The sequence below is a fragment of the Streptomyces sp. TSRI0281 genome (assembly GCF_001905125.1).
GTDB lineage: Bacteria > Actinomycetota > Actinomycetes > Streptomycetales > Streptomycetaceae > Streptomyces.
In genome coordinates this window covers 359,908-382,285 of sequence record NZ_LWLE01000023.1, presented here as the reverse complement: position 1 = coordinate 382,285, position 22,378 = coordinate 359,908, and the positions used below count along the sequence as shown (strand labels likewise).

The window sequence follows — 22,378 nt, the reverse complement described above, 5'->3', positions numbered from 1 at the left end:
GGGCGTGCGCTGCGCTTCCCGGGCCGGTCGACCGTGAGTGGCTCGAAACGGTCGAAGCCCCCTCACGCTCGGTGAGGGGGCTTCGACTGTGCGTGCGCCGTCAGGGACTCGAACCCCGGACCCGCTGATTAAGAGTCAGCTGCTCTAACCAACTGAGCTAACGGCGCCTGCTGACCTGGAGAACTCTACCCGACCTCGAAGCGTGCTCCGAACCATTTCCCGGCCGCCACGCCCTGTCGGATGGTCGTTTTTTCTCATTGGTCCGTCAAAATGCGATATGTCAGGAGAGTTGAGACACTGACGCCCGTTGCACATGCGCCCAAAGATCTTGACGAGTGCGGAGGGGAATCGCATGACTGTGCCGGTCTTCGAGGAGTACGAACCCACCATCGACTGCATCTGTGCGGGGTGCGCCCTGCAGCGGCGCACCGCCGCCAGGGCCCTGCCGGTGCGGCACGGCGGCCACCCGGCCGCGCACGGCGCGCGCCGTGCGCTCGTCCTGGCCACGGCCGCCGGGGTGTGCCTGTCCAGCGGGGCCGTCGAGGCGGCGGTCGCGGCCGACCACGCCGCCGGAGCCGCCCGGACGGACGAGAAGGCCGACCCCGAACCGGCCACCCCGCAGGGCGAGGCGGGACCACTCGTCGGTTCCGGGGCGTCCGGGCCACCGTCCTCGACATCGGGCCTGCGCAAGACCACCCGGGCCGACATCATCAACCGGGCCAAGAAGTGGGTGTCCGCGAAAGTTCCGTACAGCATGGCGAAGTACTGGTCGGACGGGTACCGCCAGGACTGCTCCGGCTTCGTGTCGATGGCCTGGAACCTCGGCGGCAACGAATGGACGGGGAGTCTCGCGGCCTACGGGACGCGGATCTCCCGCTCGGAGCTCCAGCCCGGCGACATGCTGCTCTTCCACAATCCGGCCGACCCGTCCAAGGGCTCCCACGTCACGATCTTCGGCGGCTGGACCGACCACACCCACAGCCACTACATCGCCTACGAGCAGGCGCGCCCGAACACACGCAAGCAGTCGACCCCCATGGCGTACTGGAACAACTCATCCAAATACGTGGCCTACCGGTACAAGGGGCTCACCGGGGGGACGAGCGGCAGCGGATCGTCCACGAGCTTCCCCGGCGCCGGGAAATTCGGCCCCGGCGCCAGCAACAAGTACGTCACCCAGCTCGGGAAGATGCTGATCGAGCGGGGCGGGAAGCGGTTCTACAAGGTGGGTCCGGGGGCCGCCTGGGGCGACGCGGACAAGCGGGCGACCCAGGCGTTCCAGAAGGCCCAGGGCTGGAAGGGCAAGGAGGCGGACGGTCTCCCCGGCCCGCACACCTGGCGCCTCCTGGTGAACGGCACCGGGCGCGACATCCCCGCCACGGGTGCGGGCGGCAGCGCGAATACGGCCGTCCCGTTCCCCGGGCCCGGTTATTTCAAGCCCGGTCAGTCCAGCGGCCATGTCGACAGGCTCGGCAAACAGTTGGTGAAGAAGGGCTACGGCAAGCATTACGTGTCGGGGCCGGGGCCGCGCTGGGGCGAGCCGGACCGCCGCAACGTCGAGGCGTTCCAGCGGGCCCAGGGCTGGCGCGGCGGCGCGGCCGACGGATACCCCGGGCCGGAGACCTGGCGCCGGCTCTTCGCGTGACGGATCCCTTCGCGTGACGGACGGACATGACGGAACGGACACGACGGAGGCGGGAATGCGACCCACGGTGTCGGACAGCTCCGGGCCCCCGGAGAACGGAAAGGAACGGGAACCGGTGAACGCAGACGAGAACCACCCGCGGCCAGCCCGCCCCTCCGGGCAGCCGGAACGGTCCGGGCAGCCCCGGTCCGCGCCGCGTCCGGGGACGGCCCCCTCCCCGGCGGGGGCGGCGGTCCCCTGGCCCGCCGAGGGCCAGGCGTCCCAGGCGTCCCCGACGTCCCCCGCCCGCTCCGATCCCGCCCGCTCCGACGGATCCGGCTCCGGCCCCGACTCCGACGGCCCCGGCCTGGATCTCGTGCTGAACCTCGCCCCCGGAGGGTCCGTCGCCGCCGGAGGTGCCGTCATCCAGGGAGGCACCGTCGTGCCCGGGGCGGCGACGGCGCCCGGAAGGGCCGTCGCGTCCGCCCTCGGGGCGGTGTCGGCCACGGTCTCCGTACCGGTGCGGGGTGCTGACGGCCCGTTCGGCCTCGGCGGCGGGGAGCCGGACACCGGGATCACCCCCGTGACCCTGCCCGCCGCCCCCGGCGGCGACTCACGCCGGCAGACGGGCAGACGGCACTCGGTCATCGCCAACGAGACCACCGCCTCCATCCCCGTACACCTGCTCTTCCGCGACGAGCGGGAGGACACCGGCGCCGCCACGCTCCCGGTGGCGGTGGCCGGGCGCCCGTCCCGCTCGGAGCGGACCCCCGGTGTACGGCGTCCGCCCGAGCCGCGTGCGCCCCGGGCCCCGGCGCACGCGCGGGCCCAGGTGCAGGCGCCGACCCGGCCCTCCCCGCTCGGCGACCCCCGGCTCGTCGAGCGGCCCGGCCCGGTGCTGCCCGGCTGGGCCGCGCTGCTCACCGGGGCCGCCGGGCTCGCCGCGGGCCTCGCCACCCTGTGGTGGGTGGGGGCGCTGCCCGCCGCCGCGCTCGCCCGGCTCGGCCTCGGCTCCCGCCCGTACCACGGCATCGGCATCGGAGCCTGGGCGGTGCTCGCCCTCCTGGTGACCGTGGTGCTCTTCGCGCTCGGCGGTCTCGGCCGCGGACGCGTCGGGTACGCCTGGGTGCTGACCCTCTTCGGCGACTACCGGGGGAGTGTCCGGCGCACCGGCCTGCTCTGGGTCTCCCCGCTGCTGCTGCGCCGCCGCGTCGACGTACGGCTGCGGCACTGGCGCAGCGAGTCGCTGCGCGCCGTGGACGCGAACGGTACGGCGCTGCGCGTCGTGGTCCTGGTCGTCTGGCGGATCAAGGACACCGTGCGGGCCGCCCTCGGGGTCGCGGACCACGAGGAGTATCTGCGCGAGCAGGTCGAGGCCGCCATGGCCCGGGTCCTCTCACAGCTGCCCGCCGACGCGTTCCACGAGGACGCCCCGACCCTGCGCGACGCGGAGGCGGTGGGCGACGCGCTGACCCGGATGCTGAAGGCGGACTGCGAGCCCGTGGGCATCGAGGTCTACTCCGCGCAGCCGACCGGGATCGAGTACGCCCCCGAGGTCGCGGCGGCGATGCAGCGGCGCCGGGTGGCCGCGATCGACGCGAAGCACCGCGACAGTGTGCTGACTTCGGTCGTGGACGCGGTCGACGACACGGTCAACCGGCTGACCTCACGGGGCATCGTGGAGCTCGACGACTACGAACGGAAGGCGCTGGTCAAGGATCTGACGGTGGCTTTCTACACCGGCCGCAGCGGTGGGGGCGGGGCCTGAGGGGCTCGGGACACCGTCGTGACGATGCTTCGGAATCCGATGCTCATTGGTCTGGACATGTTCACGTCGCGTCAATAATCTAGGCCTTGGTCTAGACCGCACGACACGCGCGCAGCAGTCGAGCAGTGCTCATGGAACATCCCCCACGTTCTTGAGGAGCGACAGCAATGCGGAAAAGGGCAAGCGCGGCCGTGGTCGGCCTGGCGATCGCGGGTGCTTCGGTGCTCGCCACCAGCAGCGCCAGCAGCCACGGCTATACGGATTCCCCCATCAGCCGTCAGAAGCTCTGTGCCAACGGCACGGTCACCGGCTGCGGCAACATCCAGTGGGAGCCGCAGAGCGTCGAGGGGCCCAAGGGCTTCCCGGCGTCGGGTCCCGCTGACGGCAAGATCTGTTCGGGTGGCAACGGCACCTTCTCCCAGCTGGACGACCCGCGTGGCGGCAACTGGCCCGCCACCCAGGTCACCGGCGGGCAGGGTTACAGCTTCCGCTGGCAGTTCACCGCCCGTCACTCGACGAGCGACTTCCGTTACTACATCACCAAGAACGGCTGGGACTCCACGAAGCCCCTCACCCGGGCCGCCCTGGAATCGCAGCCGTTCATGACCGTGCCGTACGGGAACCAGCAGCCTCCGGCGACGCTGACCCACCAGGGCACGATCCCCACCCAGAAGACCGGCAAGCACATCATCCTCGCCGTCTGGAACGTCGCGGACACCACCAACGCGTTCTACGCCTGCTCGGACGTCAAGTTCTGACGCCTGACCGGTTACCGTGCGGGGCCGTGAGGGGTGCCTACGCTGCCGCGCGGGCGGCACTCCTGATGGACCTGCCGACCACGAAAAACACACTGGGTGCTCCCCGTGATACGGAGAGCACCCAGTGTGGTGTCTGTGCGCCGTCAGGGACTCGAACCCCGGACCCGCTGATTAAGAGTCAGCTGCTCTAACCAACTGAGCTAACGGCGCCTGCTGACTCGAAAATAATACCTGGTCTCCAGGGGTGCTGATGACACGCGCCCGCCGGGCCCGCGGAGCCGCCGCCCACCGGGCCGTACGCCACGGTGTCGTCCGGCGGACCTGGGCCGTACGGGGGGCGTCGTCCGCCGGAGACCTGGGCCGTACGGGGGCTACGCCCGCCGGAGACCTGGGCCGTACGGGGGCGTTGTCCGCCGGAGACCTGGGCCGGTACGGGCCGGGACCGTCCGCCGCCCTGCCGCGTGCGAGGTCGCCTACAGCGCCATCGACAGCAGCACCGGTGCCGCCCGCCGGTTCAGCGTCTCCGCCGCCGACCGCAGCCGGTGGGCGTCCTCGACCGGCAGGGACAGTGCCAGACAGCCCGCCGCCGACCCGGCCGTCAGCGGCACCGCCGCGCAGACCGTGCCCACGGCGTACTCCTGGAGGTCCAGCACCGGGACCGTCGCCGGCTGGGCGTCCAGCTTGGAGAAGAGGACCTTCTCGCTGGTGATCGTCCGCGAGGTGAGCCGGGGCGTCCGGTGCCGGGAGATGTGGTCGCGGCGGCCGTTCTGGTCGAGCTGGGCCAGCAGGCATTTGCCGACCGCGCTGGCGTGCGCCGAGGAGCGGAAGTCCACCCACTCGTTGACCGCGGGCGTCAGGGGACCGTCGGCCACCTGGGTGACCCGGATCTCCCCGTCGACGTACCTGCTGAAGTAGACCGCCGCGCCGACCGAGTCGCGCAGCTGTATCAGGGTCTCCTGGAGCTTGGTCTCCAGTGCCTGGCGGCGGGCCGCCCCGGAGCCGAGCAGCAGCAGCGCGGCGCCGGCGACATAGGCGCCGTCGGCGATCTGCTCGACGTACCCCTCGCGGCGCAGCGTCAGGAGCAGCGAGGCGAGGTGCCCGGCGGGCAGTCCCGTCTCGCGGGAGATCCGGGCGTCGGTCACACCGTCGCCGTGCTTGGAGACCGTTTCGAGCACACGCAGGGCGTACTGCACCGCGTGGAACGGTGCGGTCGGCTCGGGCTTCAACGCCACGGTTTCCCCCTACCAGGTTGTGACCGCAAGCTTTCGCCCCACGATAGCGGCCAAGAAGCCTTTGTTGGGCGGCCGTTGGCGAGTTCGCGGATGCGCCCCGGCGCTGTCAGCTGGGGCGCACCCGTATGGCATATGCCAGAGTCATGGTCGGTGCCTCAATGGCGAGGTCACAGCACCGCGTTGAGGAACTCGCGCGTACGTTCGTGCTCCGGGGCGGTAAAGATTTTTTCCGGCGAACCGGCCTCCACCACCCGGCCCGCGTCGAACATCAGCACCTTCTTGGAGACATCCCGGGCGAAATTCATCTCGTGGGTCACACAGACCATGGTGATGTCGGTGTTCCTGGCGATGTCGCCCAGCAGCTCCAGCACCCCGGCCACCAGCTCCGGGTCGAGCGCCGAGGTCACCTCGTCGAGCAGCAGGATCTCCGGCTCCATCGCCAGCGCCCGCGCGATGGCCACCCGCTGCTGCTGCCCGCCGGAGAGCTGGGAGGGGTGCGCGTCGATCTTTGCGGACAGCCCGACCAGGTCGAGCAGCTCGCGGGCGCGGGCCTCCGCCTCGTCGCGGTCCTTGCCCAGCACGCTGATGGGCGCCTCGGTGATGTTCTGGAGCACCTTCATGTTGGGGAAGAGGTTGAACTGCTGGAAGACCATCCCGATCTTCTTGCGGGACTCGCGCAGCTGTTTCTCACCGGCCGGCCGCAGCGAACCGTCCGGGGTGCGGACGTGCGACAGCGGGGAGCCGTCCACCCAGATCACCCCGTCGCTGACCTTCTCCAGCGTCATCAGCAGCCGCAGGATCGTCGTCTTGCCGGAGCCGCTGGGGCCGATCAGGGTGACGTGCTCGCCGCGCTCCACGGTGAAGTCCAGCCGGTCCAGCACCACATGGTCGCCGTACCGCTTCACGACGTTGTCGAAGCGGACCAGCGGACGGGCGGTGTCCGGGATCACCGGGGCGGTGTCCTCGGGGGATGCGGCCGTGGTCTTCCGCACGGGGGGAGGGCCGAGGGGGAGCGGCTCGGTGGGGAGAGGTTCAGTGGCCAAGGCGCTTCTCCAGCTTTCTCATCAACAGCGACGTGGGGTAGCTCGCGACCAGGAAGACCAGGCCCGCGAGCGTGAACGCCTCGGTGTACGCGAAGTGGTCGGCCCCGTACTTACGGGCCTCGAAGACCATTTCCTGCACCATGATCACGGCGAGGAACGGGGTCTCCTTGAACATCGAGATCGCGTAGTTGCCGAGGGCCGGCAGCACATTGCGCACCGCCTGCGGCAGGATCACGGCCTGCCAGGTCCGCCGCGGCGACAGCGACAGCGCCCGGCACGCCTCCCACTGGCCCTCGGGCACGCCGTCGATCCCGGCCCGGTACACCTCGGAGGTGTACGCGGCGTAGTGGATGCCCAGCACCACGATCCCGATGGTCAGCGGCTCCACCGAGGTGAACAGGGCGGCGGCGCCCACCAGTTGGACGAGCAGCGGGGTGGAGCGGACGAACTCCACGACGACCCGTACCGGGACCGTCACGAACCTGCTCGGGGCCCGTCCGGCCACCGCGACGGCCAGTCCCAGGACCGCCGCGACGAGGGTGCCGAGCACGGTCGCCAGCAGGGTGACCTTGAAGCCTTCGAGCACCAGGGGCAGGACGTCCATGGCGGCGTTCCAGTCGAAGCCGTTCACCGGGCACCTCCGACGGCGGTGGTGGTCGCGCTGCGGCTCTTGAGCAGGCTGCCCGCGCTCGTCTGCAGCCCGAGCCGCCGCTTGGCGGTCCGCTCCAGCAGGTTCATCAGCAGGGTCAGCGCATAGGCCAGGACGAAGTAGGCGGCCAGCAGGGTCAGATACGCGGTGAGGGTCTCACCGGTGCGGTCGCGCAGCTGCTGGATCACGGTCATCAGGTCGGCCGCGGAGATCAGCCACAGCAGCGGGGTGCACTTCAGCAGCTGGATCAGCAGATTGGTGAAGGACGGGATCATCTGCACCCACGCCTGCGGCAGGATCACCTTCCGCATCCGCCGGGCCGGGCTGAGGTTGAGCGCGAGGGCGGCCTCGTACTGCCCGCGCGGTACGGAGTTGATGGCGCCGCGCACGATCTCGGAGCCGTAGGCCCCGTAGTTCAGGCCAAAGGCGACAACCCCGCAGAGCAGCGGCGTCAGCTCGTATCCGGTCAGCGGCGGCATCGCGTAGTAGAGCCAGAACAACTGGATGTAGAGGGAGGTGCCGCGGAAGAACTCCACGACGACGCGGGAGGCGCCGCGCACCAGGAGGAGCCGGCTGCCCGCCATCAGACCGAGGAGGAAGGACAGGGCGAGAGCCAGCAAGGAGCCCAGCACGGTGGCCTGGAGGGTCACCCACAGACCCGCGCGGACCTGCGGGAACTCATCGACGAGAGTGGAGAAGAAGTCACTCATGCAGTGGTCCGCCCCGTCAGCCCTTGCACAGATCCGCGGTCTTCAGCGTGGCCGGCGGGATCTCGGTCGCCCCGAAGCCGTACTCCTGGAGGAGGCTCACATAGCGGGACTTGTCCGCGACGATCTTCTTCAGCTCGCGGTTGAACGCGTCCCGCAGATCCTCGTTGCCCCGGCGGAACACCGCGCCGCCCGGGGAGAACTGCTGCTTGCCGTCCAGCTCCGGGACGAACGCCTCGGTGACCTCGGTGGCGGGGTTGGTCTTCGCCAGCCAGCGCAGCGAGATGCCGGTCAGCAGGAAGGCGTCGATCCGGCCGCCCTTGACGGCGTCCGCGCCGTCCTGCGGCTTCTGGAGCGACTTGATCTTGCCCTCGGCGATGCCCGCCCCCTTGGCGTACGAGCCCTCGACCGCACCCGACATCACTCCGACGGTGATCCCGGCGGCCTTCGCGGAGGCCAGATCGGTGATCTTCTTCGGGTTGCCCTTCTTGACCATCAGGGCGGTCGGGGAGATGAACTCCGGTTCGGAGAAGAGGGCGTTCGCGCAGCGCTCCGGGGTGATCGCCATGCCCGCGCTGACCACGTCGTACTTCCCCGCCCGGAGTCCGGGTATCAGGCCATCCCACTCCGAGAGGGTCGGCTTCAGCTCGTCGACGCCGAGCGCCTTGAAGATCTCCCGGTGCAGGGTGGGCGCCTCGCCCTTGAGCTCCTTGCCCTCCAGATAGCCGTACGGGGCCTCATTGGCGTAGGCGACCCGGACGAAGCCCTGCTTGCGGAGCTTGTCGAGCGCGCCCTTGCCGTCCGTGGCCCCGGCGTCGGTCTTGCTGCACGCGGCCAGCAGACCGGGCACGACGAGCAGTCCGCCCACGGCCGCCGATCGGTGGAGAAAGCCCCGGCGGGAAAGGTTCGGGAAGTCAGCCATGGTTCGCAATCTCCTGGAGGGCTCGGACAGTCCGGACAGGGTGAGCGCCTGCCCGATCCCGTACGTCTATGCAGGGAGAAGTCGCATGTAACCGAAAAGCGGCCGGAGGGTGACCTTCCCGTGCCCTGTTGGGGGCGGAGGGCGACGAGGGGTGTGCGGGGCGTATCCCCCGGAGTGGCACGGTTCATGACTGGCCGTCACCGGGGGCGGCTCGGCCGGTCGGCCGATCCGTCCGGTTCGCCCCGTGTCGTCGTCCTCGGTCAGGTGAGGGGTGCGTCGCCCTGGTTCAGGTCGGGGGAAGGGACGTAACCGCGCTTCTTGTCCACCACGTTCGGCAACGGCTGCCCGTCCGCCCACAGTTCGTACATCCGCACGAACTGCTCACCCAGCCGGTCCCGCCAGCCGACCGTGTCCCCGCTCATATGCGGCGAGATCAGCAGCCCCGGCACGTCCCACAGCGGACTGTCAGGCCCCAGCGGCTCCTCCTGGAACACATCCAGCGCCGCACCCGCGATCCACCGCTTGCGCAGCGCGTCCGTCAGCTCGCCCTCGACGACCATCGGACCGCGCCCCACGTTGATGAACCGTGCCGACGGCTGCATCAGCCCGAAGAAGCGCGCGCCGAACATCCCGCGCGTCGACTCCGTCAGCGGCGCCGCGCAGATCACCCAGTCCGCACGGGCGGTCAGCCGGTCCAGGTCCTCCAGGCCGTGGATCGTGCGGCGCGCCGTACGCCCCACCAGTGCCACCCGCACACCGAGACCGTGCAGCAGCTTCGTGATCTCCCGCCCGATCGGTCCGGCGCCCACGACGACCGCCCGCGATCCGGCGATCTGCTGCCCCTCCCGGTGGTGCCAGCGCCGCTGCCGCTGGAGATCCAGCGTGCCGGGGAGGTCCTTGGCGAAGGCGAGCACCAGCCCCGCCACGTACTCGGCGATCGGCCGCTCGAAGATGCCCCGCGCATTGGTGACCACGGTGTCGGACGCGGCCAGTTCCGGGCAGAGCAGCCGGTCCACGCCCGCGCTCGCCGTATGTACCCAGCGGGGCCGCGGCCCCGCGCCCGGCCAGGCGGCACGGACGGCGTCGGAGGTGAAGTCCCAGACCAGCAGCACGTCGGCGAGGGGGAGCTGCGCGGCCAGGCTCCGCTCGTTCGCGTACCGGACGCCGACCCGGCCGGTCAGCCGGCCGAGGCGCGGGGACGGGGCGGAGTCGAGAACGAGGAGCACGGGCTCTGGCATCAGTGGGCAGCCGCTTCGCAACGTCTGAGATGTGCGGATTGACCACGCTCGCATCCGAACCTGCCGCCGTCAACAGGGCCTACCGGGTTCGCCCTGGTCAGACCCAGTACGGCCGCCCCGATGCCGCACCGGGGGAATACTGGGAAGAGGCCGGGGCACCCGTGACCGGTCACGCGATCCGGGACGAAAAGGAAGGGTGGACATGACGACCGTAGGACTTCTCTACCCGGGCCACTCGGCCGAGGACGACTTCCAGCGTATCGAGATCATGCTCGACAGCGACATCAGGCTGCCGCTGTTCCACACCGACATCGGCGAGGACCCCCGGCGCGTCGACCGCCTGCGGGACATGGGCGCACCGGACCGGCTCGACGCCGGGGTGGAGGAGCTGCGCCTGGCGGGTGCCGAAGCGCTCATCTGGGCCTGCACCGGCGGAAGCTTCGTGTACGGCTGGGAGGGCGCCCACGAACAGACCGCCGCCCTCGCCCGCGCCGCGGGCCTGCCCGCCTCCAGCACCTCCTTCGGCTTCGTCCACGCGGTACGGGAGCTGGGCGCCGGACGGGTCGCGGTGGCCGCGACCTACCCCGAGGACATCGCCGGGCTCTTCACCGGCTTCCTGAAGGCCGGGGGCGTCGAGGTGGTCGCGGGCCCGGGCGGCGGCATCCCGGCCGCCGACGGGCCGGGCGGCGAGGACGCGGAACTGGTGAAGCGGCTGGCCGTCGCCGGGGACCACCCGGACGCGGAGGTGGTGCTGTTCCCGGACACGGCCCTGCACACCGCCGCGTACATTCCCGAGCTGGAGGAACTCCTCGGCAAACCGGTCCTCACGGCGAGCCAGGTGGCGGTCTGGGAAGGGCTGCGGCTGGCGGACCGCCGGGCCTGGTCCCCCGAGCTCGGCACCCTCTTCGCCACCCGCGTACCCCCGCCGGGGACATGGGACCAGAAGGGAATCGAGGTCCGGGAGTAGGGCGCCGTTCCCCGGGCCGAGAGGTGGCAGCGCCGTCCCCGCGGAATAAGCGGAGCCATCCTCCTGTTGCATTCTTCCGCATACACATCAGCACCACCGGGAGAGGCCGACACGTGGACGAGATCCGAGGCGACGAGATTCGCGGCACCGCAGGCGGAACGGCCACCGTGCCCCTGTCCGTGCTCGACCTGGTGACCGTGGGGCAGGGCCGCACCGCGACCCAGGCCCTGCGCACCAGCGTGGAGATCGCCAAGCTGACCGAGCGCCGCGGCTTCCACCGCTTCTGGGTCGCCGAGCACCACTCCATGCCGGGCGTCGCCTCGTCCTCCCCGGCCGTGATCCTGGCGCACCTCGCCGCCCACACCGAGCGCATCCGGCTCGGCTCCGGCGGCGTGATGCTGCCCAACCATGCCCCGCTCGTCATCGCCGAACAGTTCGGCACGCTGGAGGCCATGGCCCCCGGCCGCGTCGACCTGGGCCTGGGCCGCGCCCCCGGCACGGACGGTGCGACCGCCGCCGCGCTGCGCCGCACCGAGCGGCTCGGCGAGGGCGCCGACGACTTCCCGCAGCAGCTCGCCGAGCTGATCAGGTTCCTCGACGACGACTTCCCCGACGGCCACCCGTACGCGCGGATCCACGCCGTGCCCGGCCCGGTCCAGGCCACCGCGCCCGGCGGGGTGCAGTCCCCGGCCCGCCCGCCCGTGTGGCTGCTGGGCTCCTCCGGCTTCAGCGCCCGGCTGGCCGGTGTCCTCGGGCTGCCGTTCGCCTTCGCCCACCACTTCTCGGCCCAGAACACCGTGCCCGCCCTGGACCTCTACCGGGAGTCCTTCAAGCCGTCCGCCGTGCTCGACGCCCCGTACGCCCTCATCGGTGTCTCGGCGCTGGCCGCCGACGACGAGCGCGAGGCCCGCCGCCAGGTGCTCACCGGCGCCCTGTCGATGGTGCGGCTGCGCACCGGCCGGCCGGGCCTCATCCCGAGCCCCGAGGAGGCGGAGGCGTACTCCTTCAGCCCCATGGAGCGGGAGTTCGTCGACAGCTGGCTCTCCAACGTCATCCACGGCACCGCGGACGAGGTCCGCACCGGCCTGGACGACCTGGCCAAGCGCACCGGCGCCGACGAGCTGATGATCACCGCCAACGCCCACGGCGGGGACGCCCGGCTGCGCAGCTACGACCTGATCGCGGACGCGTACGGGCTGCCCGCCTGATCCTGGACGCAGACGCAGACGCAGACGCAGACGCAGACGCAGACGCAGACGGAGGTCCGTGCGCGACCGGGACGGTCCGGTCGCACACGGTCCGGTCGCGCACGGGGCTCATGGCACCAGGCTCACGGCAGGGGCCGCGCACCGATCAGCCCGGCGATCTGTTCCGGCGCGACCGCCCGTGAGTACAGCCACCCCTGCCCGGTGTCGCAGCCGATCCTGCGCAGCCGCTCCGCCTGCCCCGCCGTCTCCACGCACTCCGCGGTGACGGTCAGCCCCAGCCGGTGCGCCAACTGCACCATCGCCTCGACGATCGTCTCGTCGGCGGGGCTGGGGTGGGCGCCGTCGTCGTAACGGAAGCCCCGGACGAAGGAACCGTCCAGCTTCAGTACGGAGACGGGCAGCCGGCTCAGATAGGCCAGGTTCGAATAGCCGGTGCCGAAGTCGTCGATGGCGATCCGTACGCCCATGTCGCTCAGCTCCTGGAGGGCCCGCAGCGGCCGGCCCGCCGAGCCCATCACCGCGGACTCGGTCAGCTCCAGTTGCAGCAGCCCCGGTTCCAGTCCGGTGTCGGCCAGGATCTCCGCCACATCGGCGACCAGATCGGAGTCCCAGACCTGCCGTACGGCGACGTTGACGCTGATGAACAGCGGCGGCGCGTCCGGGTGGTCCAGCTGCCAGTGCCGCGCCTGCCGGCACGCGGTGCGCAGCACCCACCGGCCGAGCTGGACGATCGAGCCGTCCTCCTCGGCGATCGCGATGAACCGGTTCGGCGCCAGCACCCCGAACCGCGGATGGTTCCACCGGATCAGGGCCTCCACCCCGTGGACGACCCCGTCGGCCATGCCGACCAGCGGCTGGTACTCCAGCGTGAACTCACCGCGCTCCACGGCGGGCCGGAGCGTCGAGGCGAGTGCCTGGCGGGTCATGCGGTGGGCGTTGCGCTCGGGGTCGAAGAGGGTCCAGCGGGCCTTGCCGTCCGCCTTGGCCCAGTACAGCGTGGTGTCGGCGGCCTGCATCAGACCGGTGGGCGAGGTACCGGCCGTGGCCCGTTCCACCACCCCGATCGACGCGGAGACCGAGAGCCGCTGCCCGGCCAGGTCGAAGGGCTGCTGGATCGCGATGAGCAGCGCGTGGGCGAGATCGGTGAGCTGTTCCGTGCCCGAGGAGTCCTCCACCAGGATCGCGAACTCGTCACCGCCCAGCCGGGCCACCAGAGGGCTGCCGCCCCGGTGCCGGGTCTCGCTCCCGGCGCAGTCGGTGAGCCGCCCGGCGACGGCCGCGAGCAGCCGGTCGCCTATCCGGTGGCCCAGGGTGTCGTTGACCGCCTTGAACCCGTCCAGATCCAGGTAGCAGAGTCCGATCCGGCCGTGCGGGGGCAGTGTGTCGTCCTGGTACGGGGTCTCCAGGGCCGTCGAGAGCCGCTCGAAGAACAGTGTCCGGTTGGGCAGCCGGGTCACCGGGTCGTGCATCTGGAGGTGGCGCAGCCGCTTCTGGAGCTCGTGCCGGTCGCTGATGTCCGCGACCGACATCAGCATCCGGCCGACGGCAGCCCCGTCCGAACTCTCCGTCGCGTCGGAGGTCTCCGCCCCGTGCATTGGTACGACGGTGATCTCGGCCCACAGCGGGCGCCCGTCGGGATGCTTGAGCCGACGGGTGCAGCGGAACCGGGATCGCCGGCCGAGCAGCACCTCGCGGTACGCGTGCCAGATGTGGCCGTCCGCGGCGAGGTCGACCAGGTCGGCCGCCGGCTGTGCGGCGAGGGCCGACGGGGCGGTGCCCAGCAGTCCGCCCAGCGCGTCGTTGGCGCTGACGACCTGGCCCCGCGCGTCGACCACGGCCATGGGCATGGTGGCGACCCGGAACGCGGCGCGGTAGTCGCGCAGCTCGGAGGCCGTGGGTGCCACCGCGTCCGAGGCTGTGGGCGCCGCCGCGTCACGCTCCGTGACAGAAAGGGGCGTGGGGTCGGGGGCTGCTGGGCCTGCCGTGGGCCTCGGCCCTTCGGAGGTTCCGCTCACCGCTCGCTCCCGCTGTGAAGGTCGTCGTGAACAGGTGGATCGGACAGGGCGCCGGGTGGAGGGCCCGGGTGAGGGGCGGAAACCACGCGGGAAAACGTGGTGAAGCATAGAGGGTGGCGCGGCGGCCGTTCCAGCCGGTCCACCGTGGCGGGCTCCGTGTCCGCAGGGCGTCCCCCTGTTCGGCGTCGATCCAGTTTGTCCGCTCGTGATCTCTTCTGTGCGGATCTGTTATTTCGCGTCAATGGATTGATCAAAGGTGACTGTCCGTGAAGGGTGGCGGTCGGGCGGCTCCTGACCCGAGTGGGGCAGCACAACTGGGCGTACGGCTCCGAACCGGCACAGGGTGGGCGAGGTGTCCCGCATTTCCCCATCCGGAGGTAGATGTGCCGCGTCAGCACAGACCCGGGGGAGTGGAAAGGCCGAGTCTGCGCAGTGTGGCGGCCGCTCTGACCTCCCTCATGGCGCTTGCCGCCACGTCCCTGGTCGCGGGCCCCGCCCAGGCCGCCACGGGCGACGCGGGCCCGTGCGCACTGCCCCGGACGGCGGCGCACCACTCGCTGGGACTGGACAGCTGGAACGGCTCCTACCCGCGCCCCGACCGCGGCCTGGACGCCGTCATGATCTTCCTCTCGTTCCCGGACTCCGCGCCCACCGTCACCCCGGAGATACTGGCCGCCGACCACTTCCCCGCGACCACGCACTTCTTCGAGCGCGCCAGCTACGGCACCTTCACGCTCCGCCCGCACCCGCAGCGGCGGTGGACGCGGATGCCGCACCCCTCCGCCCATTACGGGATAGAGCGTGACTGGGACTCGGGGCGGCGCACCGCCTACCTGCGCGACGCGATCGCCGCCGCCGACGACGAGGTCGACTTCTCCGCGTACGACATCGTCTATCTGGTCGCCGATCCGGACGCTCCCGGTGTCGACTCCGACGCCACCAAGGTCGTCAACTTCGACCGGCCGCTGCGCGCCGACGGCGCGGACATCAGGCGCGTCGTCACCGTCTTCGAGCAGCACCCGCCGGACCGCAACGTCCTCGCGCACGAGACCGGGCACGTCTTCGACCTCGCCGACCTCTACCACCGGCCCACGGACGGCAAGGGCGACTGGGACACCTACGTCGGTGACTGGGACGTCATGGGCAGCCAGTTCGGACTGGCTCCGGACCTGTTCGGCTGGCACAAGTGGAAGCTCGGCTGGCTCGACCGGCGCCAGGTGGTCTGCGTGCAGGGAACGGCCGATCTCACCCTGGAACCCATCGCCGCCGCCCCCGTGCCCGGCGGGTCCATCGGGACCCGGCTCGCCGTCGTCAGGACGGGCGAGGGCAGCGTGCTGGCCATCGAGGCCCGCAGTGCCGTCGGCAACGACAGTGCGACCTGCTCGGAGGGCGTCCTGATCTACCGGATCCGCAACGAGACACCGTCCGGCGGCGGTCCGGTCGAGGTGATCGACACCCACCCCGACACCCAGTCCTGCTGGGACCGGTCGGTCTACCCGCCGCTCGCCGACGCCCCGCTCGGGGTCGGCGAGACCTTCACCGTGCCCGGCGAGCGGACCAGGGTCGGGGTCGCCGACCGCACCCCGTCGGGCTCCTGGACGGTCCGGATCACCACCGGCGCGTAAGGGCTGTCCCCTCTCGGGCCGCATCGCTTCCGCATCGCTTCCGCAGGGCTTTCCGCCGGGCGCACGAAGAAGCCCCCTCGCTCTCGCGAGGGGGCTTCTTCCGTCTGTGCGCCGTCAGGGACTCGAACCCCGGACCCGCTGATTAAGAGTCAGCTGCTCTAACCAACTGAGCTAACGGCGCCTGGTGACGTCGTAGACATTAGCATCCTGATCGGCGTGAGGAAAAATCGAACTATCGTCGGCCGCCAGGGGTGCCGACCGGCCCACCCGCACGCAGGCCCAGAGCATGACGTCCGGTCCGGGGAGCCACGGGCTACGGGTGTCGGGGGCGACCACCCAGCGGGGCCCGGAGTGGGTCGAAGCGCAGGTCAGGGGCGGGACGGTCACCGCGTCGCCGGTGCCGTGACAGAGCAGTGGCGGGACGGTCCTCTCCTGCCCACGGCGCTGCTCGGGCCCCCCGGTGCCCCACTCCTCCCAGGCCAGCAGCGAGGGCAGCCGCTGGGCGGTTCCGGGGGCCGTGAACAGCATCATCCGGCCCCGGTGCGTGGCGACCGGGCCGGAGCCCGGACCCTCGGCCCAGAGCTGCTCCAGCATCCGGCGACCGAACAGCGCGGGGACGTTCACCACGTCGAACGCGGAGCCGCACGGCAGTACGCCGGGCGAGCCGGGACGGGCTTCCCACTGGGAGAGCGTGCTGCGCGGATAGGCCGTGGCCCCGGCCAGCCACGCGGCGCCGGCCGCGGTGACCTGTGCGGTGTGATGGGTGGCCTGGTCCCGCAGCAGGGCGAAGATGTCGACGCCGTGGTGCGGGGCGGCACCGGCCTGCAGGGTCGTTTCGTCTTTCAGCCAAGCGCTCATGGACCCAGGTCTACCGGGAGTGACGAGACCGATTCCGAGAGTTGCCAAAACTGGGACACGGCGGGAGGCGAGGGAGTATCTTGCCCGACGGCATATGCCAGGGGTCGTACCCGAAGTCAACGAAAGCGACCGTGCCCCAGGCCGGTCAGGGCCTGCCTCGGAATATCCGGTCAGGGCTTCCGGATGTCCGGTCTGGCTTCCGGGTGTCCGGTCAGGGCCTCGGGGCGTTCAGCAGGGACCGGCCGAACTCGATCATCTTCTTGGCATAGTCCTCGGTCCACTCCGCGCGCTCCGCGACATCCGTCACGGTCAGCCGGTCGAACCGGCGCGGGTCGGCCAGCTGGGCGGCGGCCATCGCCTGGAACTCGACCGCCCGGTCGGTCGCCGCCCGGAAGGCGTGCGTCAGCTCGGTTGCGCGGGTCAGCAGGTCCTTCGGGTCCTCCAACGACTCCAGGTCGAAGAAGTGCTCGGGATCGGCTGCCGCCTCCGACGGCTCGAAGAGCAGCGGCGCGGGACGCAGCCTCTGCCGCTCGTTCCGCTCGGGCTGTGCCATGGGGTGTCCCTCCTTCGGGCGGCCGGACGGCCACCCTCCATTGTCCAGCCCCGCGCAAGGGGGCTTCCCGCCCCGGTGCCCGAGGCGCGTGCGTACGCCGTCCGTCAGGGCCGCCACCGGACCCGGTGCTCCGCCAGATGCGCCAGCACCGCGTGGTTCGCCTCCCACCCGTCCGGGAACTTCACCGTGACCCCCAGCTGCACCGGTTCCGTCGACGGATGCTCGTCCAGCAGGTCCGCCACGCCCTCGCGGCACACCACGACACAGGCGTGCCGGTGGCGCGAGGCCAGCACGCACAGCCGGCCCGTCTCCAGGTGGAAGGCGGTCGCGTCCGGGCGCCCGGACAGCGGATGCAGGACCACCGTCACATCGAACTCGCGGCCCTGGAGCCGGTTCGCCGTGTCCACCGCCACCCCCGTGACGCCCAGCTCCGCGAGGGCCGCCCGGACCGCCGCCGCCTGATCGCGGTGGGCCGTGCCGACCGCGACCCGGTCCGCCGTCACCGGGACCGGGTCCTGGGACCGCTCGCTCGTCGCGACGCCGCCCCGGTCCAGCATCCGGCGCACCACCAGGGCCACCGCCCGTACCGCCTCCGGGTCGGTGCGCGGGGTGTGCCTGGCCGGCAGCTCCAGCAGCCCCCAGCCGGACTCCGCCGCCTCGTCCAGCACCCGGTCCGGGCCCGAACCGTCCGACGCGACCCCGAACGAGAGCCGCCGGTCCCCGTGGCCCGTACCGCTGCGGAACGGGGTGTACGGGTAGAACGCGTCCGACACCAGCGGTGCGGCCGACGCGGGCAGCCGCCAGGACACCGGCAGCCGGTGCTGCGGCAGCTGCGGATTGTGCGCGAGCAGCGTGGAGACCGCGCTCGCCGAGGGGTCGTAGCTCAGCCCCGCCCACTGGTCCGCGCCGACGATCGAGAACGGGTCCAGCTGGCCGGGGTCGCCCACGAACAGCGCCCGCTCGAAGAGCCCGGCGACGGCCAGCAGCGCATCCGAACGCATCTGGTACGCCTCGTCCACGATCGCGTGCCCCCACGGCTCCACGTTCTTCACGTGCGCCCACTTGGCGGCTGTCGAGATGACCACGTCGAGCCCGGCCAGGTCCGCCGCCTTCGCCGACTTCCGTACGTTGGCCAGCCCGTCCAGCACCTTGTCGTACGGGTCGGAGTCGTTGCTGTGCAACCGGCCCACCGGCAGCCCCGGGTCCTTCTCCGCCAGCCGCACCACCAGGTCGTCGACCTGTGCGTTGGTCTGCGCGATCACCATCAACGGGTGCCCCGCGGCGGCCAGTTCCAGTGCGGCGCGGACCACGAGGGTCGACTTCCCGGCGCCCGGCGGCGAATCCACGACAATGCCGCGCGAGGTGCCGCGCAGGGTGTCGCCGAGGATCGCGTCGGTCGCCCGCGCCGCCGCGGCGCCCGGGTCGAACGTGGCCGTCACAGCAGGTCCTCGGGGGTCACGGGGTCGGGATGTTCACGGAGATCGTCGGCCGCGCCCGGCGGGCCGCCATGGGTCCACGGGGTCTCCTCCGGGTCCGGCAGCTTCGGGCCGCCGCGCTGATCGTGCTCGAACAGCGTCCAGGCGATCCGGTCACCCGGCTCCGGAACCGAACCGGGTGCCGGTTCCTTGCCCCGCCCCATCCGGTCCAGGATCCGCAGCACCAGCAGGATCTCGCCCGCGTCGTCCGTCCCGCCGTCAATGCCGTCCACGGCGTCCGAGGTGTCCACGGCGTTCCCGGCAGCCACGGTGGCGTACCCCGCGAACTCGGCGGTCTGCGGCTTGCCGTCCAGCGAGCGGTACACCTTGGTCCGCTCGCCCAGGTGCGGGCGTTCGGCCGTACGGACCGTGACCAGGGGACGCGGCGAGGGCCGCTTCGATTCGCTGTACGCCATCTCCACCTCGGTCACCTCCGCGAGGAACGCCTCGCCCGACAGCCGCCGTCCGGCGAGCACCAGCGGATCGTCCAGTGCCTCCTGCGCGTCCAGCTGCGCCTGGGCCGTCTCCCGCGAGGCCAGCTTCTGTGCCGCCGTCACGGCGTCGTCCCGGCGCGGCTGCGGCGGCTCACCGGAGCGCACCCGGTCCCGGTGGCCGGTGAACGACCAGCGGTCCCGGGTCCACCGGTCCTCGGCCCTGGCCCCCTCGGGCAGCTCCCGCAGCAGATCGAGCCCCCGCCACACGGCGTCCCAGGTGGGCAGCAGCACCCCGGCCAGCAGCGAACGGATCTCCCGCTCGGCGGAGCTCAGCTCACCCAGCCGGGCATCCGCCGCGAGCCCGTCCTCGGCGGCGGCCAGCGAGGTGCGCGCCCGGTCGTACTTCTCGATCGCGGGTGCCAGCAGCCGGTTGTCGAACGCCGGGTCGGTGGCCGGTCCGGCGGGCGGACAGAGCAACTGGCCCTCCTGGTCCCGCGCCAGCTCCGCACGGAGCGCCGCCTCCGCCCCCGACTCGCCCGCCGACGGGTCGATCCAGGCGAGCAGCGCCCCCAGATGCTGGTCCTCCAGGCTGCTCTGCCCGGTCGCCCAGTGCCGGTTCAGCAGATCGGTGGTGGCGAGCAGCAGCGAGGAGCCCGGCACCCGGGCGCGCTCCCCGTAGTGCGTCAGCCAGCGGCCGAGCAGGGGCACCCGTGCGGGCGCCGGATAGGGGGTGTCGGGATCGTCCTCGGCGGTCCGCCGGAAACGCATCGACCGCCCCAGCAGCCGGACGAACTCGATGCCCGCACGGCTCGGCACGATCAACTGGGCGGCGTCCGCGCACAGTTCGACCTCGACCTTGACCTTCTTGCCGGTCTCGGGGTCGACCTCGTTGCGCTCGGCCGGCTCGACGACGTCCGCGTACTCCTCGATGTGCGGCAGGACCGCCTCGGCCAGCTCCGCCAGGAAGGTGAACCGCAGGTCCCGGTCGCGCGGCTGGGCGACGGTCAGCAGTCGGGGTGCCTCGCGGTCCGTCCCGACCAGCGCCCCCAGCGGGGCGCCCGCCTCACCGGCGGTGGTCAGCGGCACCAGCACCAGGGGCGCGGCGGTGAGATGGCGGTGGCGGACGGTGGCCATCGGCTGCGCGCGGCCGCTCTCCACGGCCTCCAGCCGGGCCAGCGTGTTGATCAGCGACATACGGCCGCGCCCTCCAGTGCCTCCGCGCGCAGCGCCGCTGCCCTGCGCAGTGCGGCGACCGTGGGGTCGGCCGGGTCGCCCTCCTTGCCCGCCGCGGCGGCCAGGACCCCGGCCACCGTCGTCAGCCCGCCCAACTCGCCCCGTACGCTCCGGCCCAGCGACTCCACCGCGCCCTCGGCACGGGACTTCGCCCGGCAGTGGAAGGCCAGCTCGCACGCGGCCAGGCATTCCGGGGCGTACGCCGCGGTGACGGATTCGACCGCGGCGTCGAGCTCCTGCGGGGAGCACTCCGGGTCGAACGTCGTCCCCTCGGGCAGCGTCGCCGCGATGTCCTCGATGCGGGTCAGCCGGGTCAGCTGGCGGCTGGTGACGGCGCGCTGCTTGCGTACGTCCACGACCGAGGCGGTCGGCAGGTTGGAGAAGTCCTTCGGGCAGACCAGCAGCACCCGGTGCCCGACCTCGGCACCCTCGGTCAGCGCCGCGACCCGCTCCAGGGCCAGCACGTAGACGGCGGACTGGCGGGCCGCCGCGCCGACCTTCGCGGCGTCGGCGGAACTGTCGATCATGGGAAAGGACTTGATCTCGACGACCGTCCACCGGCCGCCGGGGTGCACCACCACCGCGTCCGGCTCCAGATAGGCGGGCGATCCCGCCACCTCCAGGGCCAGCATCGGGTGGTCCAGCAGTGTCCAGCCGCCCGCCGCCGTCGCCTCCCGCAGGGCGAGCGCGGTGCGCGCGGCGCGGCCCTCGGGTCCGGCCGCCGTCAGATCGGGCACCCGCACCTCGGCCGGCGCCTCGGCACCGCCGCCGAGGCGTTCGTGCAGCAGGCGCAGCAGCTCCGTACCGCCGTCGGCCTTGACCTTCGCCTCGAACGCGTTGCCCCGCATGAAGGCGAACTGGGACTGGCCGAACGGGGCGGGGGAGCCGAGAGCGGTGGCGAGGACGGCCTTGTCCACTCCGGCTCCGTCGAGCAGCGCACGACGCTTGCAGCCGGGGTTGGCGGCGAGGGCGGCCAGCGCGCGGGCGTCGAGCGGGTGGGGTGCGACGGACGGGCCGCGCAGTTCAGCGAGCCGCTGCCGGAGCGTCGTCGCTCTCCGCCGCGTCGCTTCGTGCCGCGTCGATTGCTGCCGGGTCGCTTCGTCCGGCGTCGCTTCGTGCCGTGTCGGTGGAATCTGCGGAGGTGGTCCGCTGGCCGGGGATTCGCTCACCCGCGGAAGTCTTGCATCCGGCACTGACAATCGGGGACTTCGTCGCCGTGGAGGCCGCGGCGACAGGGGCGGAAGCCGCCCCGAACCGGTCCTTGACCCGGTCGGCCAGCCGCATCACCGGCCTGGTCAGCAGTGCTCCGACGCCCATCACGGCGGCGCCCGCGACGGCGTCGAGGAAATAGTGGTTGGCGGTGCCCATCACCACGAAAGTGGTCAGCAGCGGGTAAGCGATGCCCGCCGCCCGTATGAGGGGGTGGCGGCCGTGGCGCCACAGCAGGACCCCGCACCACACGGCCCAGCCCACGTGCAGACTGGGCATCGCCGCGTACTGGTTGGTCATTCCGCTGAGCCCGCGCGGCGCGCTCGCGCCGGTACCCCACCAGCCGTACGAGCTGTACTGGGCCATCGTGTCGACGAATCCGTATCCGGCGTCCAGCAGCCGGGGCGGGCAGGTCGGCATCAGCGTGAAACCGATCATGCCCAGCAGGGTCGAGGTCATCAGCCAGGTCCTGGCCGCCCGGTAGGCGGCCGACCTGCGCCGGAACATCCATATGAGGACGGCCGGGGTGACCAGGTAGTGCAGGGAGGCATACGCGAAGTCGGCGGGTATCCCGAGCGACGGGGTGTCGGTCAGCAGCCGGTTGAGCGGGTGCTCGGCGTTGATGTGGAGCGCCTGCTCCAGGCGGAGAATGGCCAGGCCGTGGTCGACCGCCGTCGACACATCGCCGCGGACCACGAGCCGTCCCGCCGAGTACAGCGCGTACACCACCGCGATCAATGGCAGTTCCGTCCACCAGCGGGGCCGGTGGCCGGGCACGGGCGCGGCAGTGGCGTGCGGCATCCGGTAGCTCTCCCCATGTTCATGCGGCCGACGGCGAGCGTTCAACCGTACGGTGGTCG

The 22,378-nt window shown here is 71.8% G+C and carries 19 protein-coding genes and 3 tRNA genes; 6 read left to right on the top strand and 16 right to left on the bottom strand.

Annotation, left to right across the window (positions count from 1 at the left end):
* Positions 1 to 93: 93 nt before the first annotated feature.
* A tRNA-Lys gene (locus A6A29_RS26720) sits at positions 94 to 167 on the bottom strand.
* 185 nt (positions 168 to 352) lie between these two features.
* Here A6A29_RS26720 and A6A29_RS26715 point away from each other — a divergent pair.
* The 3 genes from A6A29_RS26715 (at position 353) to A6A29_RS26705 (ending at position 4,150) form a co-directional block, all read left to right on the top strand.
* On the top strand, positions 353 to 1,645 hold the full coding sequence (locus A6A29_RS26715) for a peptidoglycan-binding protein (RefSeq protein ID WP_073723571.1): 1,293 nt from the start codon (positions 353 to 355) through the stop codon (positions 1,643 to 1,645).
* A 115-nt stretch (positions 1,646 to 1,760) separates the two neighbouring features.
* Positions 1,761 to 3,392: an SPFH domain-containing protein gene (locus A6A29_RS26710; protein WP_443333365.1), complete on the top strand. Its 1,632-nt coding sequence runs from the start codon at positions 1,761 to 1,763 to the stop codon at positions 3,390 to 3,392.
* Positions 3,393 to 3,559: 167 nt separating this feature from the next.
* A complete protein-coding gene (locus A6A29_RS26705; protein ID WP_073723569.1) occupies positions 3,560 to 4,150 on the top strand; it encodes a lytic polysaccharide monooxygenase auxiliary activity family 9 protein in 591 nt (196 codons plus the stop codon).
* Between the two features lie 136 nt (positions 4,151 to 4,286).
* Here A6A29_RS26705 and A6A29_RS26700 read toward each other — a convergent pair.
* The 7 genes from A6A29_RS26700 to A6A29_RS26670 all read right to left on the bottom strand — a co-directional run bounded on the left by A6A29_RS26700 (position 4,287) and on the right by A6A29_RS26670 (position 9,941).
* Positions 4,287 to 4,360 (bottom strand) — tRNA-Lys (locus tag A6A29_RS26700).
* A 263-nt stretch (positions 4,361 to 4,623) separates the two neighbouring features.
* Positions 4,624 to 5,382 carry an IclR family transcriptional regulator gene (locus tag A6A29_RS26695; protein ID WP_073723567.1) on the bottom strand — a complete coding sequence of 253 codons (759 nt, stop codon included), beginning with the start codon at positions 5,380 to 5,382 and terminating at the stop codon, positions 4,624 to 4,626.
* A gap of 167 nt (positions 5,383 to 5,549) precedes the next feature.
* Complete coding sequence (gene ehuA / locus A6A29_RS26690; protein ID WP_073723565.1) at positions 5,550 to 6,425, bottom strand: ectoine/hydroxyectoine ABC transporter ATP-binding protein EhuA; 876 nt, start codon at positions 6,423 to 6,425, stop codon at positions 5,550 to 5,552.
* The gene (ehuD, locus tag A6A29_RS26685; protein ID WP_073723563.1) at positions 6,415 to 7,056 is read right to left on the bottom strand and encodes an ectoine/hydroxyectoine ABC transporter permease subunit EhuD; all 642 of its coding nucleotides are present in this window, start codon (positions 7,054 to 7,056) and stop codon (positions 6,415 to 6,417) included. Before ehuD ends, ehuA begins: the two co-directional genes overlap by 11 nt.
* Positions 7,053 to 7,784, bottom strand: coding sequence for an ectoine/hydroxyectoine ABC transporter permease subunit EhuC (gene ehuC, locus A6A29_RS26680; RefSeq protein WP_073723561.1), 732 nt, complete (start codon positions 7,782 to 7,784; stop codon positions 7,053 to 7,055). The genes ehuD and ehuC overlap by 4 nt, the downstream gene beginning before the upstream one ends.
* A 16-nt stretch (positions 7,785 to 7,800) precedes the next feature.
* Complete coding sequence (gene ehuB / locus A6A29_RS26675; protein ID WP_073723559.1) at positions 7,801 to 8,703, bottom strand: ectoine/hydroxyectoine ABC transporter substrate-binding protein EhuB; 903 nt, start codon at positions 8,701 to 8,703, stop codon at positions 7,801 to 7,803.
* A gap of 260 nt (positions 8,704 to 8,963) precedes the next feature.
* Positions 8,964 to 9,941, bottom strand: a complete 978-nt coding sequence (locus tag A6A29_RS26670; RefSeq protein ID WP_073723557.1) for a D-2-hydroxyacid dehydrogenase — start codon at positions 9,939 to 9,941, stop codon at positions 8,964 to 8,966.
* Positions 9,942 to 10,143: 202 nt separating this feature from the next.
* Between A6A29_RS26670 and A6A29_RS26665 the strand changes: the two genes are divergently transcribed.
* Both A6A29_RS26665 and A6A29_RS26660 read left to right on the top strand, forming a co-directional pair.
* Entirely contained in the window at positions 10,144 to 10,908 is a 765-nt protein-coding gene (locus tag A6A29_RS26665; RefSeq protein ID WP_073723555.1) for a maleate cis-trans isomerase family protein, read from the top strand.
* A 113-nt stretch (positions 10,909 to 11,021) separates the two neighbouring features.
* Entirely contained in the window at positions 11,022 to 12,116 is a 1,095-nt protein-coding gene (locus tag A6A29_RS26660; RefSeq protein WP_073723553.1) for an LLM class flavin-dependent oxidoreductase, read from the top strand.
* 122 nt (positions 12,117 to 12,238) lie between these two features.
* Here the strand turns inward: A6A29_RS26660 and A6A29_RS26655 are convergent, their stop codons facing one another.
* A complete protein-coding gene (locus tag A6A29_RS26655; protein WP_073723551.1) occupies positions 12,239 to 14,131 on the bottom strand; it encodes a putative bifunctional diguanylate cyclase/phosphodiesterase in 1,893 nt (630 codons plus the stop codon).
* Positions 14,132 to 14,514: 383 nt separating this feature from the next.
* On the opposite strand from A6A29_RS26655, the gene A6A29_RS26650 reads away from it, so the two are divergent.
* Entirely contained in the window at positions 14,515 to 15,756 is a 1,242-nt protein-coding gene (locus A6A29_RS26650) for a M6 family metalloprotease domain-containing protein (protein WP_073723549.1), read from the top strand.
* Between the two features lie 107 nt (positions 15,757 to 15,863).
* Here A6A29_RS26650 and A6A29_RS26645 read toward each other — a convergent pair.
* From A6A29_RS26645 to A6A29_RS26615, 7 genes are all read right to left on the bottom strand, one after another.
* Positions 15,864 to 15,937, bottom strand: a tRNA-Lys gene (locus A6A29_RS26645).
* Positions 15,928 to 16,614, bottom strand: coding sequence for a hypothetical protein (locus A6A29_RS26640; protein WP_073723547.1), 687 nt, complete (start codon positions 16,612 to 16,614; stop codon positions 15,928 to 15,930). The genes A6A29_RS26645 and A6A29_RS26640 overlap by 10 nt, the downstream gene beginning before the upstream one ends.
* A gap of 211 nt (positions 16,615 to 16,825) precedes the next feature.
* Positions 16,826 to 17,167: a hypothetical protein gene (locus A6A29_RS26635; protein ID WP_073723545.1), complete on the bottom strand. Its 342-nt coding sequence runs from the start codon at positions 17,165 to 17,167 to the stop codon at positions 16,826 to 16,828.
* Positions 17,168 to 17,271: 104 nt separating this feature from the next.
* Positions 17,272 to 18,606 (bottom strand): AAA domain-containing protein, encoded by a 1,335-nt coding sequence (locus tag A6A29_RS26630; protein WP_073723544.1) that lies wholly within the window; start codon positions 18,604 to 18,606, stop codon positions 17,272 to 17,274.
* Entirely contained in the window at positions 18,603 to 20,270 is a 1,668-nt protein-coding gene (locus A6A29_RS26625; protein ID WP_073723543.1) for a hypothetical protein, read from the bottom strand. The genes A6A29_RS26630 and A6A29_RS26625 overlap by 4 nt, the downstream gene beginning before the upstream one ends.
* A complete protein-coding gene (locus A6A29_RS26620; RefSeq protein ID WP_385728332.1) occupies positions 20,261 to 21,442 on the bottom strand; it encodes a hypothetical protein in 1,182 nt (393 codons plus the stop codon). The genes A6A29_RS26625 and A6A29_RS26620 overlap by 10 nt, the downstream gene beginning before the upstream one ends.
* On the bottom strand, positions 21,333 to 22,319 hold the full coding sequence (locus A6A29_RS26615) for a phosphatase PAP2 family protein (RefSeq protein WP_073723542.1): 987 nt from the start codon (positions 22,317 to 22,319) through the stop codon (positions 21,333 to 21,335). Before A6A29_RS26615 ends, A6A29_RS26620 begins: the two co-directional genes overlap by 110 nt.
* Positions 22,320 to 22,378 lie beyond the last annotated feature (59 nt).

Bases quoted from the DNA above. Each gene is read 5' to 3' on its own strand.
- A6A29_RS26635 (WP_073723545.1), bottom strand. From the start codon at position 17,167: ATGGCACAGCCCGAGCGGAACGAGCGGCAGAGGCTGCGTCCCGCGCCG.
- A6A29_RS26670 (WP_073723557.1), bottom strand. From the start codon at position 9,941: ATGCCAGAGCCCGTGCTCCTCGTTCTCGACTCCGCCCCGTCCCCGCGC.
- ehuB (WP_073723559.1), bottom strand. From the start codon at position 8,703: ATGGCTGACTTCCCGAACCTTTCCCGCCGGGGCTTTCTCCACCGATCG.
- ehuC (WP_073723561.1), bottom strand. From the start codon at position 7,784: ATGAGTGACTTCTTCTCCACTCTCGTCGATGAGTTCCCGCAGGTCCGC.
- A6A29_RS26715 (WP_073723571.1), top strand. From the start codon at position 353: ATGACTGTGCCGGTCTTCGAGGAGTACGAACCCACCATCGACTGCATC.
- A6A29_RS26625 (WP_073723543.1), bottom strand. From the start codon at position 20,270: ATGTCGCTGATCAACACGCTGGCCCGGCTGGAGGCCGTGGAGAGCGGC.
- A6A29_RS26615 (WP_073723542.1), bottom strand. From the start codon at position 22,319: ATGCCGCACGCCACTGCCGCGCCCGTGCCCGGCCACCGGCCCCGCTGG.
- A6A29_RS26640 (WP_073723547.1), bottom strand. From the start codon at position 16,614: ATGAGCGCTTGGCTGAAAGACGAAACGACCCTGCAGGCCGGTGCCGCC.
- A6A29_RS26705 (WP_073723569.1), top strand. From the start codon at position 3,560: ATGCGGAAAAGGGCAAGCGCGGCCGTGGTCGGCCTGGCGATCGCGGGT.
- A6A29_RS26665 (WP_073723555.1), top strand. From the start codon at position 10,144: ATGACGACCGTAGGACTTCTCTACCCGGGCCACTCGGCCGAGGACGAC.